Source organism: Streptomyces sp. NBC_00775 (genome assembly GCF_036347135.1).
Taxonomy (GTDB): Bacteria; Actinomycetota; Actinomycetes; order Streptomycetales; family Streptomycetaceae; genus Streptomyces; species Streptomyces lutosisoli.
The window spans coordinates 5,679,323-5,696,115 of sequence record NZ_CP108938.1; the positions used below are offsets into that span (position 1 = coordinate 5,679,323).

The window sequence follows — 16,793 nt, forward strand, 5'->3', positions numbered from 1 at the left end:
CCCGTCCTGCCCTCGGAGGTGGCTGCCCGTGCGCGCCTTGTACGTACCCGTCCGTCTTGCCGCCGCGGTCATGGTCGTCGCCGCTGCCGCCGGTTGTATGAGCGTGGGTGACGACGGGGGGCGGCCCGGGCCCTCGCACTCGGCGGGGCAGCGGGGCGGCGAGGCGCCCGACGGCGGGTCCGCGGTGAGCGGGGGCGGTGTCGGGTTCCATGGGGGCAAGGGGGCGAAGGGTGCCGGCGCCTCGGCCGAGCCGGGGGAGTCCGCGTCCGGGGAGGCGTCCGCGTCGGCGTCGGCGTCCGGGGGCGTGAAGCCGTCCGCCAAGGCTCCGGGCAAGGGCGGGAAGGGGGGCACGCAGACCTCCGCGCCGCCGCAGGGGGAGCCGAGTGCCACGCCCCCGTCGACGGAGCCGTCGCCCCCGCCGCCGCCCGTGTCGTCACCCCCGGCGTCCGATCCGGCCACGGCGGAGCCGTCGTCGTCCGCGCATGAGCAGCAGTCGACGCAGCTGGTGGAGCGGGAGCCGGCACCGCAGGCGGGCGAACCGGCGTAGGCGGGCGGCGGGGAAGGACCGAGGGCCCCGGGGAATACGCTCGACCCCAGCAGGCGTTACCCCTCCCGTACGTGCCTGACCTGCCCCTTTGAGGGTCAGTTTGCCTTCAGGGGTGGAGGGTGCGTATGGTAGTAGATCGTTTGATCCCAATTGCCCGGCGCCAATGCAGAGAGCGTCGCGTGGCGCGTACTCTCCCTTGCCGTGGCCGGACCGCATAGAGGCGGTCGATTGCGACTTCACGGAGTTTGGGCGCGTGCCGAAGAACTCCGGAAGGTTCGCATTTCGCATGTCTGTTTCCAGTACTGATCACGTCGTCGTGCCCGAGAACAACGAGAACGACAACACCGACAGCGTCATCGAGGTCGTTGAGACCGTCGAGACCGTCGAGTCCGCTCCCGAGGTCACCTTCGCCACTCTCGGTCTCCCCGAGGGTGTCGTCCGCAAGCTCGCACAGAACGGCGTGACCACCCCCTTCCCGATCCAGGCGGCGACCATCCCGGACGCCCTGGCCGGCAAGGACATCCTCGGCCGCGGTCGCACCGGCTCCGGCAAGACCCTCTCCTTCGGTCTGCCGCTGCTCGCCCAGCTGGCCGGCGGCCACACCGACAAGAAGAAGCCCCGCGGCGTCATCCTCACGCCGACCCGTGAGCTCGCGATGCAGGTCGCGGACGCCCTCCAGCCGTACGGCGACGTCCTCGGCCTGAAGATGAAGGTCGTCTGCGGCGGTACGTCGATGGGCAACCAGATCTACGCCCTGGAGCGCGGCGTCGACATCCTCGTCGCCACCCCGGGCCGTCTGCGCGACATCATCAACCGCGGCGCCTGCTCGCTGGAGAACACCCAGATCGCCGTCCTCGACGAGGCCGACCAGATGTCCGACCTGGGCTTCCTGCCCGAGGTCACGGAACTGCTCGACCAGGTGCCCGCCGGCGGCCAGCGCATGCTGTTCTCGGCCACGATGGAGAACGAGATCTCCACGCTGGTCAAGCGCTACCTGACCAACCCGGTCACGCACGAGGTCGACAGCGCCCAGGGCAACGTCACGACCATGTCGCACCACATCCTCATCGTGAAGCCCAAGGACAAGGCGCCGGTCACCGCCGCGATCGCCTCCCGCAAGGGCCGCACGATCATCTTCGTCCGCACCCAGCTGGGCGCCGACCGCATCGCCGAGCAGCTGCGTGACGCCGGTGTGAAGGCCGACGCGCTGCACGGCGGCATGACGCAGGGCGCCCGCACCCGGACGCTGGCCGACTTCAAGGACGGTTACGTCAACGCGCTCGTCGCGACCGACGTCGCCGCCCGCGGTATCCACGTCGACGGGATCGACCTGGTCCTGAACGTGGACCCGGCCGGCGACCACAAGGACTACCTGCACCGCTCCGGCCGTACCGCTCGCGCGGGCCGCTCCGGCACCGTCGTGTCGCTGTCCCTGCCGCACCAGCGTCGTCAGATCTTCCGGCTGATGGAGGACGCGGGCGTCGACGCCGCGCGTCACATCATCAACTCCGGTACGGCCTTCGAGCCCGAGGTCGCCGAGATCACCGGCGCCCGTTCGATGACCGAGGTCCAGGCCCAGTCGGCGGGCGACGCCGCGCAGCAGGCCGAGCGCGAGGTCTCGCAGCTCACGAAGGAGCTGGAGCGCGCGCAGCGTCGTGCGGTCGAGCTGCGTGGGGAGGCCGACCGCCTGGTCGCCCGTGCCGCGCGTGAGCGGGGCGACGACCCGGAGGTGGCCGTCGCCGCTGCCGCCGAGGCCGCCGCCGAGCAGGCCGTCGTCGAGGCCCCGGCCGCCGAGGCCGTCGCCGCCGAGCCGGCCGAGCGTCCCGCGTACGAGCCGCGTCAGCGCCGCGACGAGCGGGGCAACTACGAGCGTCGTGACAACGACCGTGGCGGCTTCCGCCGTGACGACAACCGTGGTGGCGGCTTCAACCGCGACGACCGCGGCGGCCGTCGTGACGACCGTGGCGGCGATCGTGGTGGTTTCCGTCGTGACGACAACCGTGGTGGCGGTTTCAACCGCGATGACCGTGGCGGCCGTTCTTTCGAGCGTCGTGACGACAACCGCGGCGGTGGCTTCAACCGCGACAACCGTGGTGGCGGCTTCCGTCGTGACGACAACCGTGGTGGCGGTTTCAACCGCGATGACCGTGGCGGCCGTTCTTTCGAGCGTCGTGACGACAACCGTGGTGGCGGCTTCAACCGCGATGACCGTGGCGGCCGTTCTTTCGAGCGTCGTGACGACAACCGTGGTGGCGGCTTCAACCGTGACGACCGTGGCGGCCGTTCTTTCGAGCGTCGTGACGAGCGCGGCGGCCACCGTGGCAGCGACCGTCCCTTCAACCGTGACCGTCAGGGCGACCGTCCCGCGGGCGGCAGCTTCCGCTCCGGCCACGACCGCCCGCAGGGCCGTCGCGACGACCACCGCGGCACGGGCACGGGTACCGGCACCGGTTCCTTCGGCCGCCGTGACGACAAGCCGCGCTGGAAGCGCAACGGCTGACCGCAGAGGCTGACGGCAGCAGCTGATCGCAACAGCTGACTGTCGCCGCCGACGCGGATCGGCTTTCGAGGGCCCGTACGACTTCGGTCGTACGGGCCCTCGGGCGTTTCCGGGGGCGCTGCAACCGCTCTCTTTTCCCTTTCGCCACCTGTGTAACCGCTGTTAGCATCCAGCGACTTGCATGGTGGGAGCGCGGCCGAGGGGGTTTCGGCGCGGCTGCGCACAGGGTGCGGGGAGGATCTGTCTCCAGCCGCCATGCCGTTCTCGTTTCCCTGGGGAGGGACCCTTGACTCGGCGCGTGCGCGCACGCTCTTCGGCGACCCGGCGCGGCCGGATCGCCCTCACTCTGGTGGGCCTGGCAGCCTTGGGCGCCGGTTCGCTGACCACCGCGGTTCCGGCGGCGGCGGACGTCACGCCGACGCCCGTCCAGACGGACGGCGTGTGGGGCATCGACTACGCGGGCGGCTTTCTGACCACCGTGGAGAACACCCCGAGCGGCTACCAGTGGGTGATCGGCCGTCAGATCTCGCCCGACGGCGCCGACGTACTGGAGAAGACGGACCGCGGCTTCGCCGACGTCTTCGCGGACGGCAGCCATGTGCAGAGGGTGCCGTGCGACGCCGGAACGTGCGTACCGATGCGGTCCACCGGCAATCAGCATGTCGGATACTTCGCGGTCGACGAGTACGGCAAGCAGCGCGCGCAGATCTGGCTGACCAGGGACAGTTTGCACTCGGTCGACGAACCGGCGGTGACGGGTGGCCGCTTCGTGGATGCCACCGGCCGCTACTTCGTCTACGAGGCCACCTCGACCGGCAAGCAGTACGTCGACGCCGTGAGCCCCTACCGCTCCGAGGACGTACGGCTCACCCGTTCCGTCACCGCCGCCTCCGTGTGGGGCTCGCTGCTGTGGACGCCCGGCTCGGGCAACGGGACCGTCACCGCGTACGACCTGGAGCAGAAGAAGACGGTCGGGACCGTGGCCACCGGTGCGCCCTGCACGGTCAAGGAGCTCCAGGTCGTGGGCCGCTGGATCTACTGGAACTGCGGCCCGGCCGGCGCCGCGGGCGTCTACGACCGTACGACGAAGAAGACCGTCACGGTCCCCTCCGGCCCCGCGCTGGTCGGCGACGGCTACCTCGTCCAGCACGACCGCGGCGCCGGGAAGCTGATGCTGACGGACTACCACGGCGGAACGGCCGCGCCCGCCAGAGCGGTCGCCGACCTGCCGGCCGGGAACACGGCCGACCAGCGGCGTCTTACCTGGACGGTGGACAAGTTCGGCGGCGACATCGCGTACGTCGACCAGGACAAGGCGATCCGGATCGTGCCGAGCGGGGTGCCCACCCAGTCGCTCGCGAAGATCGAGTCGGACGTGGACGGCGGACTCGTGGACGTCAGGGCCGGCGTCTCGGGCAGCCTCACCTGGGACAGCTTCTGGCAGCTGAACAAGCCCGCCGACTGGACCTTCACGGTGAAGGACGCCCAGGGCCGCACCGACCGCACCATCAAGGGCAGCGGTACGTCGATCGACCTCTCCTGGGACGGGAAGACGGACTCGGGCGCCTACGCGTACAACGGTCCCAAGACCTGGACGCTGACGGCCACCGCCGCCGAGGGCTCCGGTACGTTCACCACGAGCGGGAAGTTCGCGCTCACCGGCGGCCTCCAGGGCCACCACGACCAGGGCGGCTACAGCTACGGCGAACTGGTCACCCTCAACTCCTCGGGCGGCCTCACCCTCCACTACACCAAGGGCAAGGGCACCTTCGACTGGAAGCAGTCCGAGTCCGGCTGGCCCGCCGGGACGCTCGGCGTCCCGTTCGGCGACATGGGCAGCGACCGGTGCGCCGAGCTGCTCGTCCGGATGCCGGGAGGCGAACTGCGCCGGTACGCGGGCAAGTGCGGCAGCGGCGCCTACGCCCCGTCCAGCAGCCACACCTCACTCGGCACCGGCTGGAACGCGTACAACGTGCTCACCGCGCCCGGCGACCTCACCGGCGACGGCCGCACCGACCTGCTGGCACGCAAGGCGTCCACCGGCGACCTCTACCTGTTCGCCAATGACGGCGCGGGCAAGCTGAAGGCGGGCGTGAAGATCCGCTCGGCGTGGACGGGCTACACGAAGATCGTGGGCGCCGGGGACCTCAACGGCGACGGTTACGGGGACGTCCTGGCGCGAGCCAAGGACGGCACGCTCTACCGCTACGACGGCCGGGGTGACGGCACGCTCAAGGACCGCGTGAAGCTCTTCTCCGACTGGGGCGGCTCGTACAACGCGATCGTCGGCGTCGGCGACATCACCGGCGACGGGAAGAACGACCTGGTCGTGCGGGACACCTCCGGCAACCTCTACCGCAACGACGGCAAGGGGAACGGATCGTTCGGCTCGCGGGTGAAGATCGCCACCGGCTGGCAGAGTTACAAGGGCCTTTTTTAGGCCACACCGCTTCCTGAATTGGCGCATGTCGTGCCCCTGGCAAGGGAATCGCTGGGGGCATGACAGATGACGCCATAGCGAGTGGGCTGTCGGACGAAGAACGGCTTGCCCAGCTCGGCTATACGCAGGTTCTCGCCCGCCGCATGTCGGCGTTCTCCAACTACGCGGTCTCCTTCACGATCATCTCGGTCCTGTCGGGGTGTCTGACGCTGTATCTGTTCGGCATGAACACCGGCGGCCCCGCCGTGATCACCTGGGGCTGGGTCGCGGTCGGACTGATGACGCTGTTCGTGGGGCTGTCCATGGCCGAGATCTGTTCGGCCTATCCGACCTCGGCCGGGCTGTACTTCTGGGCGCACCGGCTCGCCCCGCCCCGCAGCGCGGCCGCCTGGGCCTGGTTCACGGGCTGGTTCAACGTCCTCGGCCAGATCGCGGTGACCGCCGGCATCGACTTCGGCGCCGCGTCCTTCCTGGGCGCCTATCTGAACCTCCAGTTCGACTTCAAGGTGACACCGGGCCGCACGGTCCTCCTCTTCGCCGGGATCCTGGTCCTGCACGGCCTCCTGAACACCTTCGGCGTCCGGATCGTCGCCCTCCTCAACAGCATCAGCGTGTGGTGGCACGTGGTGGGCGTCGGGGTCATCGTGGGCGCGCTCGCCTTCGTACCGGACCACCACCAGTCGGCGTCCTTCGTGTTCACGGAGTTCGTCAACAAAACGGGCTGGGGCAGCGGCGTGTACGTCGTCCTCATCGGTCTGCTGATGGCCCAGTACACGTTCACCGGATACGACGCCTCCGCCCATATGACGGAGGAGACCCACGACGCCGCCACGGCCGGCCCGAAGGGCATCGTGCAGTCCATCTGGACGTCGTGGATCGCCGGCTTCGTACTGCTCCTCGGCTTCACCTTCGCCATCCAGTCGTACGACAAGGAGCTGGGCTCGGCGACGGGCGCGCCCCCGGCCCAGATCCTGCTCGACGCGCTGGGCGCCACGGCCGGGAAGCTCCTCCTCCTGGTCGTCATCGGCGCACAGCTCTTCTGCGGGATGGCATCGGTCACCGCCAACAGCCGCATGATCTACGCCTTTTCGCGCGACGGCGCACTGCCCTTCTCGCACCTCTGGCACACGGTCAGCCCGCGCACCCGGACACCGGTCGCGGCCGTATGGCTGGCGGCGCTGTCCGCACTCGTCCTCGGCCTCCCGTACCTGATCAACTACGCGGCCTACGCCGCCGTGACCTCGATCGCGGTCATCGGGCTCTACGTCGCGTACGTCATCCCGACGCTGCTGCGGGTGCGCAAGGGCGACGCCTTCGAGCGCGGGCCCTGGCACCTGGGCCGCTGGTCCCGTCCCGTGGGCGTGGTCGCCGTCGCCTGGGTGGCCGTCATCACGGTCCTGTTCATGCTGCCCCAGGTCTCGCCGGTCACCTGGGAGACCTTCAACTACGCCCCGATCGCCGTCCTCGTCGTCCTCGGCTTCGCGGCGACCTGGTGGCTGGCCTCGGCCCGCCACTGGTTCCTCAACCCCGACCACCACCGCACGATCGCCCGCGAGGCGGCCCGCAAGGGCGCGCCCGAACCGGTCGATCCGTAACCTTGCGCGCTTTTGGCGTGGCCGGGTCGCCGATACCCGATCGGAGTCCCGGCCTCGTCCGGCTATGCTCGGGGATGCATCGGCACGGGCCGGTGCGGCGCATCGGCGTCGGCCGGTGCGTGGACCCTTAGCTCAATTGGCAGAGCAGTGGACTTTTAATCCATTGGTTGTGGGTTCGAGTCCCACAGGGTCTACCGGGAAGCCCCAGCTCAGAGCACGTCTGAGCTGGGGCTTCGGTGTTTTTGGGCGTCTGGAGACCGTTGCCGCCCGTTCTCTGCTCAGACCTCCGGGCCTGAGAGGATCGCCAGGAAGGACCGTACGAATCAGGGGTGGGGAACATGGCCGTTCTGGTGCTGCTCGGCATCTTGGCGCTCGCCGTCGGCGGGTGCGTATGTGTGGTGTGGGCCCAGCGCGGCGGGCCCCGCTGGGTCCGTGTCGTGGCGACCGTGACGCTCACCGCGGGGGAACTGCTGCGTAGCTCCGAGAAGAAGCGGCGCCGGAGCCCGAACCGGACCAGCGGCGACGGCGACTAGAAACCGCGCCAAGAGTGTGCGGTCATCGTTGCCAAATCCCGTTGCGATGCTGCCGAGTTGGGGAGAGTCTCTGCGCATGGAGTTCCTCTGCTACCACCGCGATAGGCCCGGCTCGGGCACGTTGCGCGACAAGCTGCTGGAAGAGCACTGGTCGTACATGGACCGGTACGCGGCGGAGATGATCGCTCGCGGCCCGACCATCGCCGACGACGGCGACACGGCCACCGGCAGTGTGCACATCGTCGACCTGCCGGATCCCGCTGCCGCCCGCGCGTTCGCCTTCGACGAGCCCAACTATCAGGCCGGCGTGTACCGGGACGTGCTGCTGCGCCGGTGGCGCAACATGCTGGGGCGCACCATGTGGGATTTCCCTGGTGGCCGGACCGGTGGCAACCGGTATCTGGTGCTCGGCCTCGGCTCGGAGCACGCCGTCGACCTCGTCGTGCCGCCCGACCGTGACGAGCTGATCGCGTACGGGCCACTGCTGTCCGACGACGGCGCCACCTGGCTGGGCACGGCGGTGCTGGTCCGGGCCCCGGACACGGACACGGCACGCGCCGTCCTGAGCCCGGACCGGTATGCCGACATCGAGGTCCACAACTGGCAGTTCGGCGGGCGGTCGTGATGGACCAAGGACGCGCCGCGCCGACGGCACCTGGTGGTTGACCGCAGGAGCGTTCCGAACCACCGCGGTGGTTCGGGGCGTTCGGCGTCCGTCCTGGTTCCAGGCCCTGCCCTGTCGGCCTAGGGCCTCCCGGCCGGTCGATGTTGCAGCCAGCGGTCGGTGAGGTCGTACGCCATGGTCGCGATGTTGAGTGCGACGAGCGCCCACAGGCGCATGGGGTCCTGCGCCACGTCTCCGTGGGTGATCGCGACGGTCAGGCTTCCGGTCCCCAGCAGGGTGACGCAGCGCGTGCCGCGGGGGAACCGGACCCGGATCCAGCCCCGGTCGGCGTCGGGGTCGGGGACGGGGCCAGGAGTGGGGTCCGGGGCCGCCGGGGTCCGGTGGTCAGTCGAGGTAGTCACGGAGCACCTGCGCTCGGGACGGATGCCGCAGCCTGCGCATGGCATCGCGGCGGATCTTCTCGAACCGGTACCGGGTGATACCCAGCTCCGCCCGGAGCTGGGCCTGTGTCCGCTCGCCCTCGAAGAGCCCCAGGACCAGCTTCGCCTCGCGCTCGGTGAGGGTGTCGAGCACGGAGTGCATCTGCTCAGTCATCAGGGTTCGGCTGACGATGGCGGTCACGTCGTCCTCGGCTTCGCCGGAGGCGAGGTCGAACTGCTCCCCCTCGCGCGCCGACGCGAGATCGGACAGCAGGGCCACGGGTGCTCCGCGCAGCTCGGTCTCCCACACGGGCCGGTGCAGCCGGTGCTGGTAGAGGGACTCGATGCGCACGTCCGCGACCGAGTCCTGGACGGCGGAGAACTCGGCGTCCACGGTGCGGCGGGTCCAGCCGTCCTCCAGCAGCGCGGCTATCGTCCCGTCGACGCGCGTGCCGGTGGCGTTCAGCCCCAGCCAGCGCTTGACGAACCACCGTACGGTCGCGGTGTCCCCGTCCAGAGCGGCGCCACGGGCCAGCAGGGCCGCCGCCAGCGTCAGCCGCGCGACCTCCCCCGCGCTGCTGTCGGCACTGCTGTGGCGGGCCAGATCGCACCAGCGCCGCAGCACGGCACGCAGCGCCGGGACGATCGAGGCTTCGCGCTCCCAGCTTCCGTGGAGTGTGCCGGGCAGCACAGGACGGACGTCCACCTGGAGCGACAGGGTGGAGCGCGCCTCCGCACCGGTGTCGCCGGCGCCCGGCCGCACGCCGAGGCTCAGCGGCTCGCGGACGTGGGCGAGCAGCGTGTCGCCCGGCCGCGCCAGAGCCGCCCACACCTGGCTGCCCTCCGCGCCGAGCAGTCGCGGCCGCTGATACGTCTGTACGGCCGCTTCGGCGACGGCGGCGTTGCCGCGGACAGCGTGCTCGGCCGGATCGGCGGTCCCGTACTGCATGAGGAAGCCCACGCCCTTGCGCCGGTCGGCGACGAGGCCCCAGACGGGTTCGAGGACGGGTGCCATCTCCAGAGCGAGCCGCCGGCTCGCGGAGACGACCTGGCTGGCCGCGAGTTCGTCCAGGCGCAGACGCAGGCGGAGCAGCTCGGCCACCAGCTGCCGCTCCTCCTCGTCGTGTGCGGCGGGCCGATCCGCAGCAGCTGAGTCGATGCCGCTGTGCATGTGCTGTTCTCCTCAGGTTCCGGAGCCGTGGCGGAAACACGGCCCTCTACTCCCTAGGGCGAGAAACAGGGGAAATGTCGATCTTGGCGAGCGCGGGCGGCGAGCGAAGGTGGTGCGGCGAGTCAGGGGCTGGTCAGTTGGCTGGTCAGTGTGCTGCTCAGTGGGGCGGCCGCGGTGTGGTCAGGAGGCGGCCAGAATGTCCTCGCAGTCGCGCCACGCGTGCGCGCTGAGCAGTGGCCGGAAGCCGGTGAAGAGGTCCAGGAGGTCCGCGCCCCACTGCTTGCGCCATTCGGGGTTCTCGTCCACGAGGTCCAGTTCGTTGGCGGCGGTGAGTTCCGCGAAGTCGCGGCGCTGCTGGACGGCGGGTGTCGAGACGGTGCCCGTGAAGCGGTCGTGGAAGGCGCCGGAGGGGTCCGCGAGGGCCGGGTAGGAGGCCGTGCGGTCGCAGCTCGCGTAGAAGTGGACCAGGGACTCGGCCTCGGGGCCGATGACGGCGGTCAGTTCGGCGCGGCGGTCGGTCGGCAGGAGGGCGGTGGCGAAGCCGTCGGTGCCGTAGAACGCGTGGCACAGGCCCGCGAGTTGGAGCGCGGGGCGGGCTTCCCAGCGGGCCAGCCGGTCCCGTACGCGCACCAGGTGTGCGAGCAGGGTGCCGCCCGGGTGCTCGATGTCCGCCGCGCCCAGCTCGCGCAGCAGGGCGATGGCTCTGGAGGACTGCGCCGTTGACTCCACTGACTGTTTCTCCCGCCGCGAGAAAACCGCCGGACCGCCGGCCCTGTTCAACGATCCTTGACCGGGACATCGGATCGGTCAATGGGGGCACGGGATGGCGGACATGGCGGACATGGCGGATGACGGGTTCGACCTCGACGCGATCGACGAGCTGTGCGCGGCGGCCACGCCCGGACCGTGGTTCGTGCGGAGCCTGGACGACGACCACGCCATGAATCTCGTGGCGGTCAGCACGGTCGAGGACACCGGGCGGGGTGAGCGGTGGCCGGCGTTCGACCACGGTGAGATCGTCGCGGCGACGCTGGTGCAGCAGCCGCGTTACGTCGACTGCGCGGACGAACGCTGGGACGAGAACGCGGCGTTCATCGCGATGGCGAGGGACGCCGTGCCCCGGCTGGTGGCGGAGGCCAGGCGGCTTCGGCGGATGGCCGGTGAGGAGGGTGTCAGCCCGCCGTGAGCTCCGGCAGGGGCAGGGTGTGCTGGGTCTGGAGGACCTTGGCGCGCAGGTAGCGGACGTTGTGGGCCGTGGTGAAGACGCCCGTCGGGACGCGGTGGGAGACCGTGATGCCGAGGTCGCGCAGCTGGTCGGCCTTGTCGGGGTTGTTGGAGAGCAGGTCCAGGGAGTCGATGCCGAGGGCCTGGAGCATCTGCGCGGCGGCCGTGTAGTCGCGGCCGTCCTCGGGCAGGCCGAGGGCGGCGTTGGCGGCGTAGGTGTCGAGGCCCTGGTCCTGGAGGGCGTACGCGTCGAGCTTGTTGTAGAGGCCGATGCCGCGGCCCTCCTGGCGGAGGTACAGCAGTACGCCGCCCCGCTCCGCGATCTGCTCCACCGCCTCGCGCAGCTGCGGGCCGCAGTCGCAGCGGGCCGAGCCGAAGACATCGCCGGTCAGGCACTCGGAGTGCAGTCGCACCAGCGGGTTCGCGGCGGGCTTGCCGAGGACGACGGCGAGGTGTTCCTTCTCGTCGGCCAGGCCGTGGAAGGTGACGAGGTCCGCGTCGACCGAGTAGCCGTCGCCGAAACGCAGGGGCACAGTGACGCGGGTGCGCACCGTGGCGGTGGGGAAATCGCGCATGTTGTCTCTCCGGTCCAGCGGGTGTGGTGCCAGGTGTGGTGCTGGGTGTGGGGTAGTGCTTCAGATTTGAAGCACTACCTCGGGGAGAGACAGTACACGGTGCTTTAAAGTTCAAGCAACGCTTTTTGGTCGATCCCGTGTCGCACGGCTCGTGACGCCGGCCTCAGGAGGAACGTCGCCGCCACGGCAGATCTTCCCCGCAGGCCCCGGGATTCTCGCCCTGGATGCCCCGCGTGATGCTCGCGGAGATCTCCTCCAGCTGTCCGACCTGCTCCGGGGTCAGATGGTCGAAGAGCGCCGCCCGGACCTGCTCCACATGGCCGGGCGCCGCCCGCTCCAGGACGGCCATGCCCTCGTCCGTGAGCACCGCGACCTGGCCGCGCTTGTCGCTGGGGCAGCCCTCCCGGCGTACCAGGCCGTCGTTCGCCAGCCGGGTCACGCCGTACGTCAGCCGGCTGCGGGTGATCTTCAGGGTCTCGGCGAGGTCGGTCATCCGCAGCCGCCGGTCCGGTGCCTCGGAGAGCATGGCCAGGATGGAGTAGTAAAGGTGCGGCATGCCGGTCTCCGCCTGGAGCTGCCGGTCGATCGTGTCCTCCAGGAGCGAGGAGGCGGCGATGAACGAGCGCCAGGCGCGTTGTTCGGCGGGCGAGAGCCAGCGGGTCGTCATGCCGCCAGTCTAGGTACTGTTTAAAAGTTGAACCACTAGGAGCCGAGAGCTCGGAGCTGGAGGGTGCGTCCCATGCCCCACCCCTACGTCCTGTTGTCCGCCGCCGTCTCCCTCGACGGCTTCCTGGACGACACCGGCCCCGAGCGGCTGCTGCTCTCGGGCGCCGCCGACTTCGACCGGGTCGACGAGGTACGGGCGTCCAGCGACGCGATCCTGGTCGGCGCGGGCACGCTCCGCTCGGACAATCCGCGGCTGCTGGTCAACTCGGCCGAGCGGCGCGCGGCGCGGATCGCCTCCGGGCGGCCCGAGTACCCGCTGAAGGTCACCGTCAGCGGGTCCGGCGACCTCGACCCGGCGGCGCAGTTCTGGCACACGGGCGGCGAGAAGGTCGTCTATACGACGGACGAGGGCGCGGGGAAGGCCTCCGGTCTCCTGCACGGCCTCGGCGTCGAGGTGGTGTCGACCGGGCCCGAGCTCGACTGGCGCGTCCTCCTCGAACACCTTCATGACGTACGAGGTGTACGGCGCCTCATGGTCGAAGGGGGCGGGCGGGTGCACACCCAGCTGATGCGGGAGGGGCTCGCCGACGAGCTGCAGCTCGCCGTCGCACCGCTGTTCGTGGGGGACGTGGACGCGCCGCGGCTGTTCGGGCCCGGGGCGTATCCCCCCGGGCGGATGCGGCTGGTGGAAACACGGCCCGTCGGGGACGTCGTCCTCATCCGGTACGTTCCCACGGCGCCCGGTGTCGGGGGGCTCGCCTCCGCCGCGGACCGGCAGTGGCTGGGGCTCGCGTGTGAGCTGGCGGAGTTGTGTCCGCCCTCGGAGACCGCGTTCAGTGTGGGGGCGGTGGTCGTGGCCGCGGACGGGACCGAGCTGGCCCGGGGCCACTCCCGTGAGGGTGACGATTCCGTGGTCCACGCCGAGGAGGCGGCGCTCGCCAAGATCGACCCCGCCGACCCGCGTCTCGGCTCCGCCACGGTGTACAGCAGCCTGGAGCCCTGCGCCCGCCGCGCTTCCCGGCCCGCGCCGTGCGCCCGCCTGATTCTCGACGCGGGGGTACGGCGGGTTGTCACCGCCTGGCGCGAGCCCGACACGTTCGTTGCCGGCGCCGACGGTAACGCGCTGCTGGCGGCCGAGGGTGCCGACGTCGTCGTACTCCCGGAGTACGAGCAACGCGCGACCGCCCCCAACCGCCACCTCTTGGGCTAGCCCCGTTTCTCGCCCCCGCCGCCCCTACCCGTCCCATCCTCCAGGGGCTCTGCCCCTTCGACCCCGTTCGGTTGTGCGTCGGGTGCGGGTGGGTGGGGGCTGGGCCAAAAGATTGCGCAGTTCCCCGCGCCCCTAAAAGGGGCGCGGGGAACTGCGCAATCTTTTAGGGGGGTCTGGGGGCGCAGCCCCCAGGGATGGGACGGGTAGGGGCGGCGGGGGCGAGAAACCGCTGCTGGGAAACGTGTGTGCTGAGGGTCCCGCGGATGGCGTACACTGGTTTCAACGACGCGGGGTGGAGCAGCTCGGTAGCTCGCTGGGCTCATAACCCAGAGGTCGCAGGTTCAAATCCTGTCCCCGCTACTGAAGGCCAAGGGCCGGAACTCGGATTCACGAGTTCCGGCCCTTGGTGTATGAGGACCCGCGTCCCGCGTCCCGCGTCCCACATCCCCCGGTCGGGCCACACCGCTCGCCCCCGCCCCCCACTCCATGAACCCTGAACGAGTGGGGCAGCAAGCGGACGGCCAGCGGACCGACAGCCCCGTACCCGTACCCGTATCCGATGCCGTCCCGGGAGCCACCCCCGTCCCGACGGACCCGTCCCGCCGCAGGATCTCGTACGCACGGGCCTTCGTCCGGACACTCCCCGCACTGCTCATCGCCGTCGGAGCCGTCTACGACTACGTCACCCCGTCGGACTTCACCGCGGCCCCCCTCTTCACCGCCGCCCCCCTCGTGGCCGCGCCTCTGTACTCACTGCTGGGCACCGTCCTCACCGGCATCCTCACCCTCGCCGCCGTCCTCGCGGTCCACCTCAAGCTCGACATCGTCCTGAACGTCGACTCGGTCACCGAAGCGGCCACCGTGGCCACGGCCGCCGTCCTGGCCGTGCTCATCAACATCCTCGTCCGCCGCAGCGACGAACGGCTCGCCTCGGTCCGGGAGATCGCCGAGTCCGTGCAGCGCGCGGTGCTGCCGGAGCCCGAGGAGCGGATCGGCGGCCTGGAGGTCGCGGCGCGGTACGAGGCGGCGCAGGCGGACGCGTTCATCGGCGGCGACCTGTACGCGGTGCAGGACTCCCCGCACGGCGTACGGCTGGTGGTGGGCGACGTACGCGGGAAGGGGATGGGCGCGGTGGCCGCCGTAGCGGTGGTGATCGGGGCGTTCCGGGAGGCGGCCGAGCAGGAGGCGACGCTGGAGGCGGTCGCCTGCCGTCTTGAGCGGGCGCTGGCCCGCGAGGGGACCCGGCGGGACGGCCTGGACGTCTTCGAGGGGTTCACGACGGCCGTACTCGCGGAGATCCCGCACGACGCGGACGTCGTACGGATCGTCAACCGCGGCCATCCCCCGCCGCTGCTCCTGCACGCGGACGGCACGCTCGTCGCGCTCGCCGCCGAGGATCCCGCGCTGCCGCTCGGCATGGGCGAGTTGGGCACCTGGCCCGACCGGGCGACGGCGGCCGTATTCCCGAGGGGAGCCACGCTGCTCCTCCACACCGATGGCCTGTCCGAGTCCCGCGACAAGCGCGGGGAGTTCTACGATCCCGCCCCGCGTCTCGTCGGCCGCGCCTTCCCCGGGCCCGACGCCCTGCTGACCGCCCTCGCCGAGGAGGTCCGCCGGCACACGGGCGGCGCCCTGACGGACGACATGGCGCTGCTCGCCGTACGGCGTCCGGGGGAGGCGGCCGAGGGGCTTTCTTGATCGTTGTCACGAGGGGTGATCGGGCAGTGCCCCTCCGCATAACAACTGACACACCGTCAACTGAATCGACGTTTATGGAACGTGGCCAACTCGCCCGGTTTACGCCGGTGGTGACCCCAAAGTCCTGGCCAAAAGCGTTAACGATCAGTCCGAACAGCTTGGAATCCGGTACCCGGGTCTATTAACGTTCGATAACGCAGCGCGGTCGTCCCAGCCGTCACAAGAGATGGCTCCGTGCGCACGCGCCGAATCCCGCAAGGGAACCGGGGAACCACCAACTTGGGGTGAATCGAGCGTATTCCGTCGTGGGAACACGACAGGTATACGCGCGTAGGAGACCTTCCTGCTCCGAACCCGTCAGCTAACCCGGTAGGCGAGAAGGAAGGAAAGGAGTGCGCCCACGTGGCGTCCAACCGGCCTGCCCAGCCAACCTCGTTCGCGCCGAACGACACACAGCCCTTCGGCTACGCCTACGGCAACGACGAGGGGCCTTGGGAGGAGTGGAACCCCACTGAGGATTCCGTCCGTCCCGTTCGCGGCCGGCACCGCGTCAGCAAGCAGCGCGGTGGGGGACTCGCCCGCAGCTCCACGGTTCTCGGCGTCGGCGTCATAGCCGCCGTGGGCGCGGGTGGCATGGCCACCGCGGCGCCCGGCAAGCCGCCGGTGTCGATCTCGCTGCCCGACCTGTCGTCGGTCACCGACTCGGCCAAGGCCCTGATATCCGACGGCGATTCCGCTACGCCCAAGGGCTCTTCCACCCCGCTCACCAGCGCCGGCCTGACCAGCGCCGACACCGCGCAGGGCAGCACCGACGCGGGTGAGGCGCTGCGCGCCCGCATCATCCAGCAGGCCGAGTCGCAGCAGGACCAGGTCGACAGCGCGGCCCAGCAGGCCGCCGAGGCCGCCGCCGCGAAGCAGGCCGTCGCGCTCGCCGCCAAGCAGCAGGACGACGCCGAGGCCAAGGCCGCCGCCGCCAAGAAGAAGGCGGACGAGGAAGCCAAGCAGGCCGCCGAGGCCAAGCGTCTCGCCGAGCTCGCCAAGAGCTACTCGCTGCCCACCTCCTCGTACACGCTGACCGGGCGCTTCGGCGACGCCGGCTCCATGTGGTCCTCCGGCTACCACACCGGCCTCGACTTCGCCGCGCCCACCGGCACGCTGATCAAGGCGATCCACAGCGGCACCGTCACCGAGGCGGGCTGGGCGGGCGCGTACGGCTACCGCACGATCCTCACCCTCGACGACGGTACGGAGCTGTGGTTCTGCCACCAGTCGTCGATCAGCGTCAGCGTGGGGCAGAAGGTCGCCACGGGTGACGTCATCGGGCGCGTGGGCGCGACGGGCAATGTCACCGGGCCGCACCTGCACCTGGAGGTCCACCTCAACGGCGCCGCCACCGCGGTCGACCCGATGGCGTGGCTGCGCAGCAAGGGCCTCAACCCCTGAGATCGGCTTCTCCGGACCCTGAGACCGGCTTCGCCACCACTGAGGCCGGCTTCTCCAACACCTGAGATCGGCTTCTCCACCACCTGAGGCCGGCGTAGTTCTCTCCTGATTCCCGGCGGTCCTGACGACAACCCCCCGACGTCAGGG

General features: G+C 70.5%; 15 protein-coding genes, 2 tRNA genes and 1 riboswitch. Of the genes, 12 read left to right on the plus strand and 5 right to left on the minus strand.

The genetic code is table 11. From position 1 onward, the window contains the following. Window positions 1-28: 28 nt before the first annotated feature. The 7 genes from OIC96_RS25310 to OIC96_RS25340 all read left to right on the plus strand — a co-directional run bounded on the left by OIC96_RS25310 (window position 29) and on the right by OIC96_RS25340 (window position 8,240). The gene (locus OIC96_RS25310; protein ID WP_330305655.1) at window positions 29-547 is read left to right on the plus strand and encodes a hypothetical protein; all 519 of its coding nucleotides are present in this window, start codon (window positions 29-31) and stop codon (window positions 545-547) included. A 286-nt stretch (window positions 548-833) separates the two neighbouring features. Continuing rightward, window positions 834-3,047: a DEAD/DEAH box helicase gene (locus tag OIC96_RS25315; protein WP_330305654.1), complete on the plus strand. Its 2,214-nt coding sequence runs from the start codon at window positions 834-836 to the stop codon at window positions 3,045-3,047. A gap of 298 nt (window positions 3,048-3,345) precedes the next feature. Next, a complete protein-coding gene (locus OIC96_RS25320; RefSeq protein WP_330305653.1) occupies window positions 3,346-5,487 on the plus strand; it encodes an FG-GAP-like repeat-containing protein in 2,142 nt (713 codons plus the stop codon). Between the two features lie 59 nt (window positions 5,488-5,546). Continuing rightward, complete coding sequence (locus OIC96_RS25325) at window positions 5,547-7,082, plus strand: amino acid permease (RefSeq protein WP_330305652.1); 1,536 nt, start codon at window positions 5,547-5,549, stop codon at window positions 7,080-7,082. 121 nt (window positions 7,083-7,203) lie between these two features. Next, a tRNA-Lys gene (locus tag OIC96_RS25330) sits at window positions 7,204-7,276 on the plus strand. Window positions 7,277-7,420: 144 nt separating this feature from the next. Beyond that, window positions 7,421-7,615 (plus strand): hypothetical protein, encoded by a 195-nt coding sequence (locus OIC96_RS25335; RefSeq protein ID WP_330305651.1) that lies wholly within the window; start codon window positions 7,421-7,423, stop codon window positions 7,613-7,615. Window positions 7,616-7,691: 76 nt separating this feature from the next. Then, complete coding sequence (locus tag OIC96_RS25340; RefSeq protein ID WP_330305650.1) at window positions 7,692-8,240, plus strand: YciI family protein; 549 nt, start codon at window positions 7,692-7,694, stop codon at window positions 8,238-8,240. 119 nt (window positions 8,241-8,359) lie between these two features. On the opposite strand, the gene OIC96_RS25345 is transcribed toward OIC96_RS25340, so the two are convergent. The 3 genes from OIC96_RS25345 to OIC96_RS25355 all read right to left on the minus strand — a co-directional run bounded on the left by OIC96_RS25345 (window position 8,360) and on the right by OIC96_RS25355 (window position 10,559). Beyond that, window positions 8,360-8,641, minus strand: a complete 282-nt coding sequence (locus OIC96_RS25345) for a hypothetical protein (protein ID WP_330305649.1) — start codon at window positions 8,639-8,641, stop codon at window positions 8,360-8,362. Further along, window positions 8,625-9,830, minus strand: a complete 1,206-nt coding sequence (locus tag OIC96_RS25350) for a sigma factor-like helix-turn-helix DNA-binding protein (RefSeq protein WP_330305648.1) — start codon at window positions 9,828-9,830, stop codon at window positions 8,625-8,627. The genes OIC96_RS25345 and OIC96_RS25350 overlap by 17 nt, the downstream gene beginning before the upstream one ends. A gap of 180 nt (window positions 9,831-10,010) precedes the next feature. Then, window positions 10,011-10,559, minus strand: a complete 549-nt coding sequence (locus OIC96_RS25355) for a DUF6817 domain-containing protein (protein ID WP_330305647.1) — start codon at window positions 10,557-10,559, stop codon at window positions 10,011-10,013. Window positions 10,560-10,653: 94 nt separating this feature from the next. Here OIC96_RS25355 and OIC96_RS25360 point away from each other — a divergent pair, with 94 nt between their 5' ends. After that, a complete protein-coding gene (locus OIC96_RS25360) occupies window positions 10,654-11,016 on the plus strand; it encodes a hypothetical protein (protein WP_330305646.1) in 363 nt (120 codons plus the stop codon). Here the strand turns inward: OIC96_RS25360 and OIC96_RS25365 are convergent. Together OIC96_RS25365 and OIC96_RS25370 are read right to left on the minus strand one after the other, a co-directional pair. Further along, on the minus strand, window positions 11,003-11,629 hold the full coding sequence (locus OIC96_RS25365) for a GTP cyclohydrolase II (RefSeq protein ID WP_330305645.1): 627 nt from the start codon (window positions 11,627-11,629) through the stop codon (window positions 11,003-11,005). The two genes, OIC96_RS25360 and OIC96_RS25365, sit on opposite strands and share 14 nt — an antisense overlap. A 163-nt stretch (window positions 11,630-11,792) precedes the next feature. Beyond that, on the minus strand, window positions 11,793-12,296 hold the full coding sequence (locus tag OIC96_RS25370; RefSeq protein ID WP_330305644.1) for a MarR family winged helix-turn-helix transcriptional regulator: 504 nt from the start codon (window positions 12,294-12,296) through the stop codon (window positions 11,793-11,795). Window positions 12,297-12,368: 72 nt separating this feature from the next. On the opposite strand from OIC96_RS25370, the gene OIC96_RS25375 reads away from it, so the two are divergent. From OIC96_RS25375 to OIC96_RS25390, 4 genes are all read left to right on the plus strand, one after another. Then, the gene (locus OIC96_RS25375; protein ID WP_330305643.1) at window positions 12,369-13,505 is read left to right on the plus strand and encodes a dihydrofolate reductase family protein; all 1,137 of its coding nucleotides are present in this window, start codon (window positions 12,369-12,371) and stop codon (window positions 13,503-13,505) included. Between the two features lie 286 nt (window positions 13,506-13,791). Next, window positions 13,792-13,865, plus strand: a tRNA-Met gene (locus OIC96_RS25380). Window positions 13,866-13,991: 126 nt separating this feature from the next. Next, window positions 13,992-15,203, plus strand: coding sequence for a PP2C family protein-serine/threonine phosphatase (locus OIC96_RS25385; RefSeq protein WP_406501777.1), 1,212 nt, complete (start codon window positions 13,992-13,994; stop codon window positions 15,201-15,203). 233 nt (window positions 15,204-15,436) lie between these two features. Next, a riboswitch (cyclic di-AMP (ydaO/yuaA leader) is annotated at window positions 15,437-15,594 on the plus strand. Window positions 15,595-15,605: 11 nt separating this feature from the next. Next, the gene (locus OIC96_RS25390; RefSeq protein WP_330305642.1) at window positions 15,606-16,646 is read left to right on the plus strand and encodes a M23 family metallopeptidase; all 1,041 of its coding nucleotides are present in this window, start codon (window positions 15,606-15,608) and stop codon (window positions 16,644-16,646) included. Window positions 16,647-16,793 lie beyond the last annotated feature (147 nt).

Excerpts from the sequence above, each read along its gene's own strand:
- OIC96_RS25375 (WP_330305643.1), top strand. The coding sequence starts at position 12,369 with ATGCCCCACCCCTACGTCCTGTTGTCCGCCGCCGTCTCCCTCGACGGC.
- OIC96_RS25370 (WP_330305644.1), bottom strand. The coding sequence starts at position 12,296 with ATGACGACCCGCTGGCTCTCGCCCGCCGAACAACGCGCCTGGCGCTCG.
- OIC96_RS25325 (WP_330305652.1), top strand. The coding sequence starts at position 5,547 with ATGACAGATGACGCCATAGCGAGTGGGCTGTCGGACGAAGAACGGCTT.
- OIC96_RS25315 (WP_330305654.1), top strand. The coding sequence starts at position 834 with ATGTCTGTTTCCAGTACTGATCACGTCGTCGTGCCCGAGAACAACGAG.
- OIC96_RS25350 (WP_330305648.1), bottom strand. The coding sequence starts at position 9,830 with ATGCACAGCGGCATCGACTCAGCTGCTGCGGATCGGCCCGCCGCACAC.
- OIC96_RS25340 (WP_330305650.1), top strand. The coding sequence starts at position 7,692 with ATGGAGTTCCTCTGCTACCACCGCGATAGGCCCGGCTCGGGCACGTTG.
- OIC96_RS25365 (WP_330305645.1), bottom strand. The coding sequence starts at position 11,629 with ATGCGCGATTTCCCCACCGCCACGGTGCGCACCCGCGTCACTGTGCCC.
- OIC96_RS25360 (WP_330305646.1), top strand. The coding sequence starts at position 10,654 with ATGGCGGACATGGCGGACATGGCGGATGACGGGTTCGACCTCGACGCG.
- OIC96_RS25385 (WP_406501777.1), top strand. The coding sequence starts at position 13,992 with ATGAACCCTGAACGAGTGGGGCAGCAAGCGGACGGCCAGCGGACCGAC.
- OIC96_RS25335 (WP_330305651.1), top strand. The coding sequence starts at position 7,421 with ATGGCCGTTCTGGTGCTGCTCGGCATCTTGGCGCTCGCCGTCGGCGGG.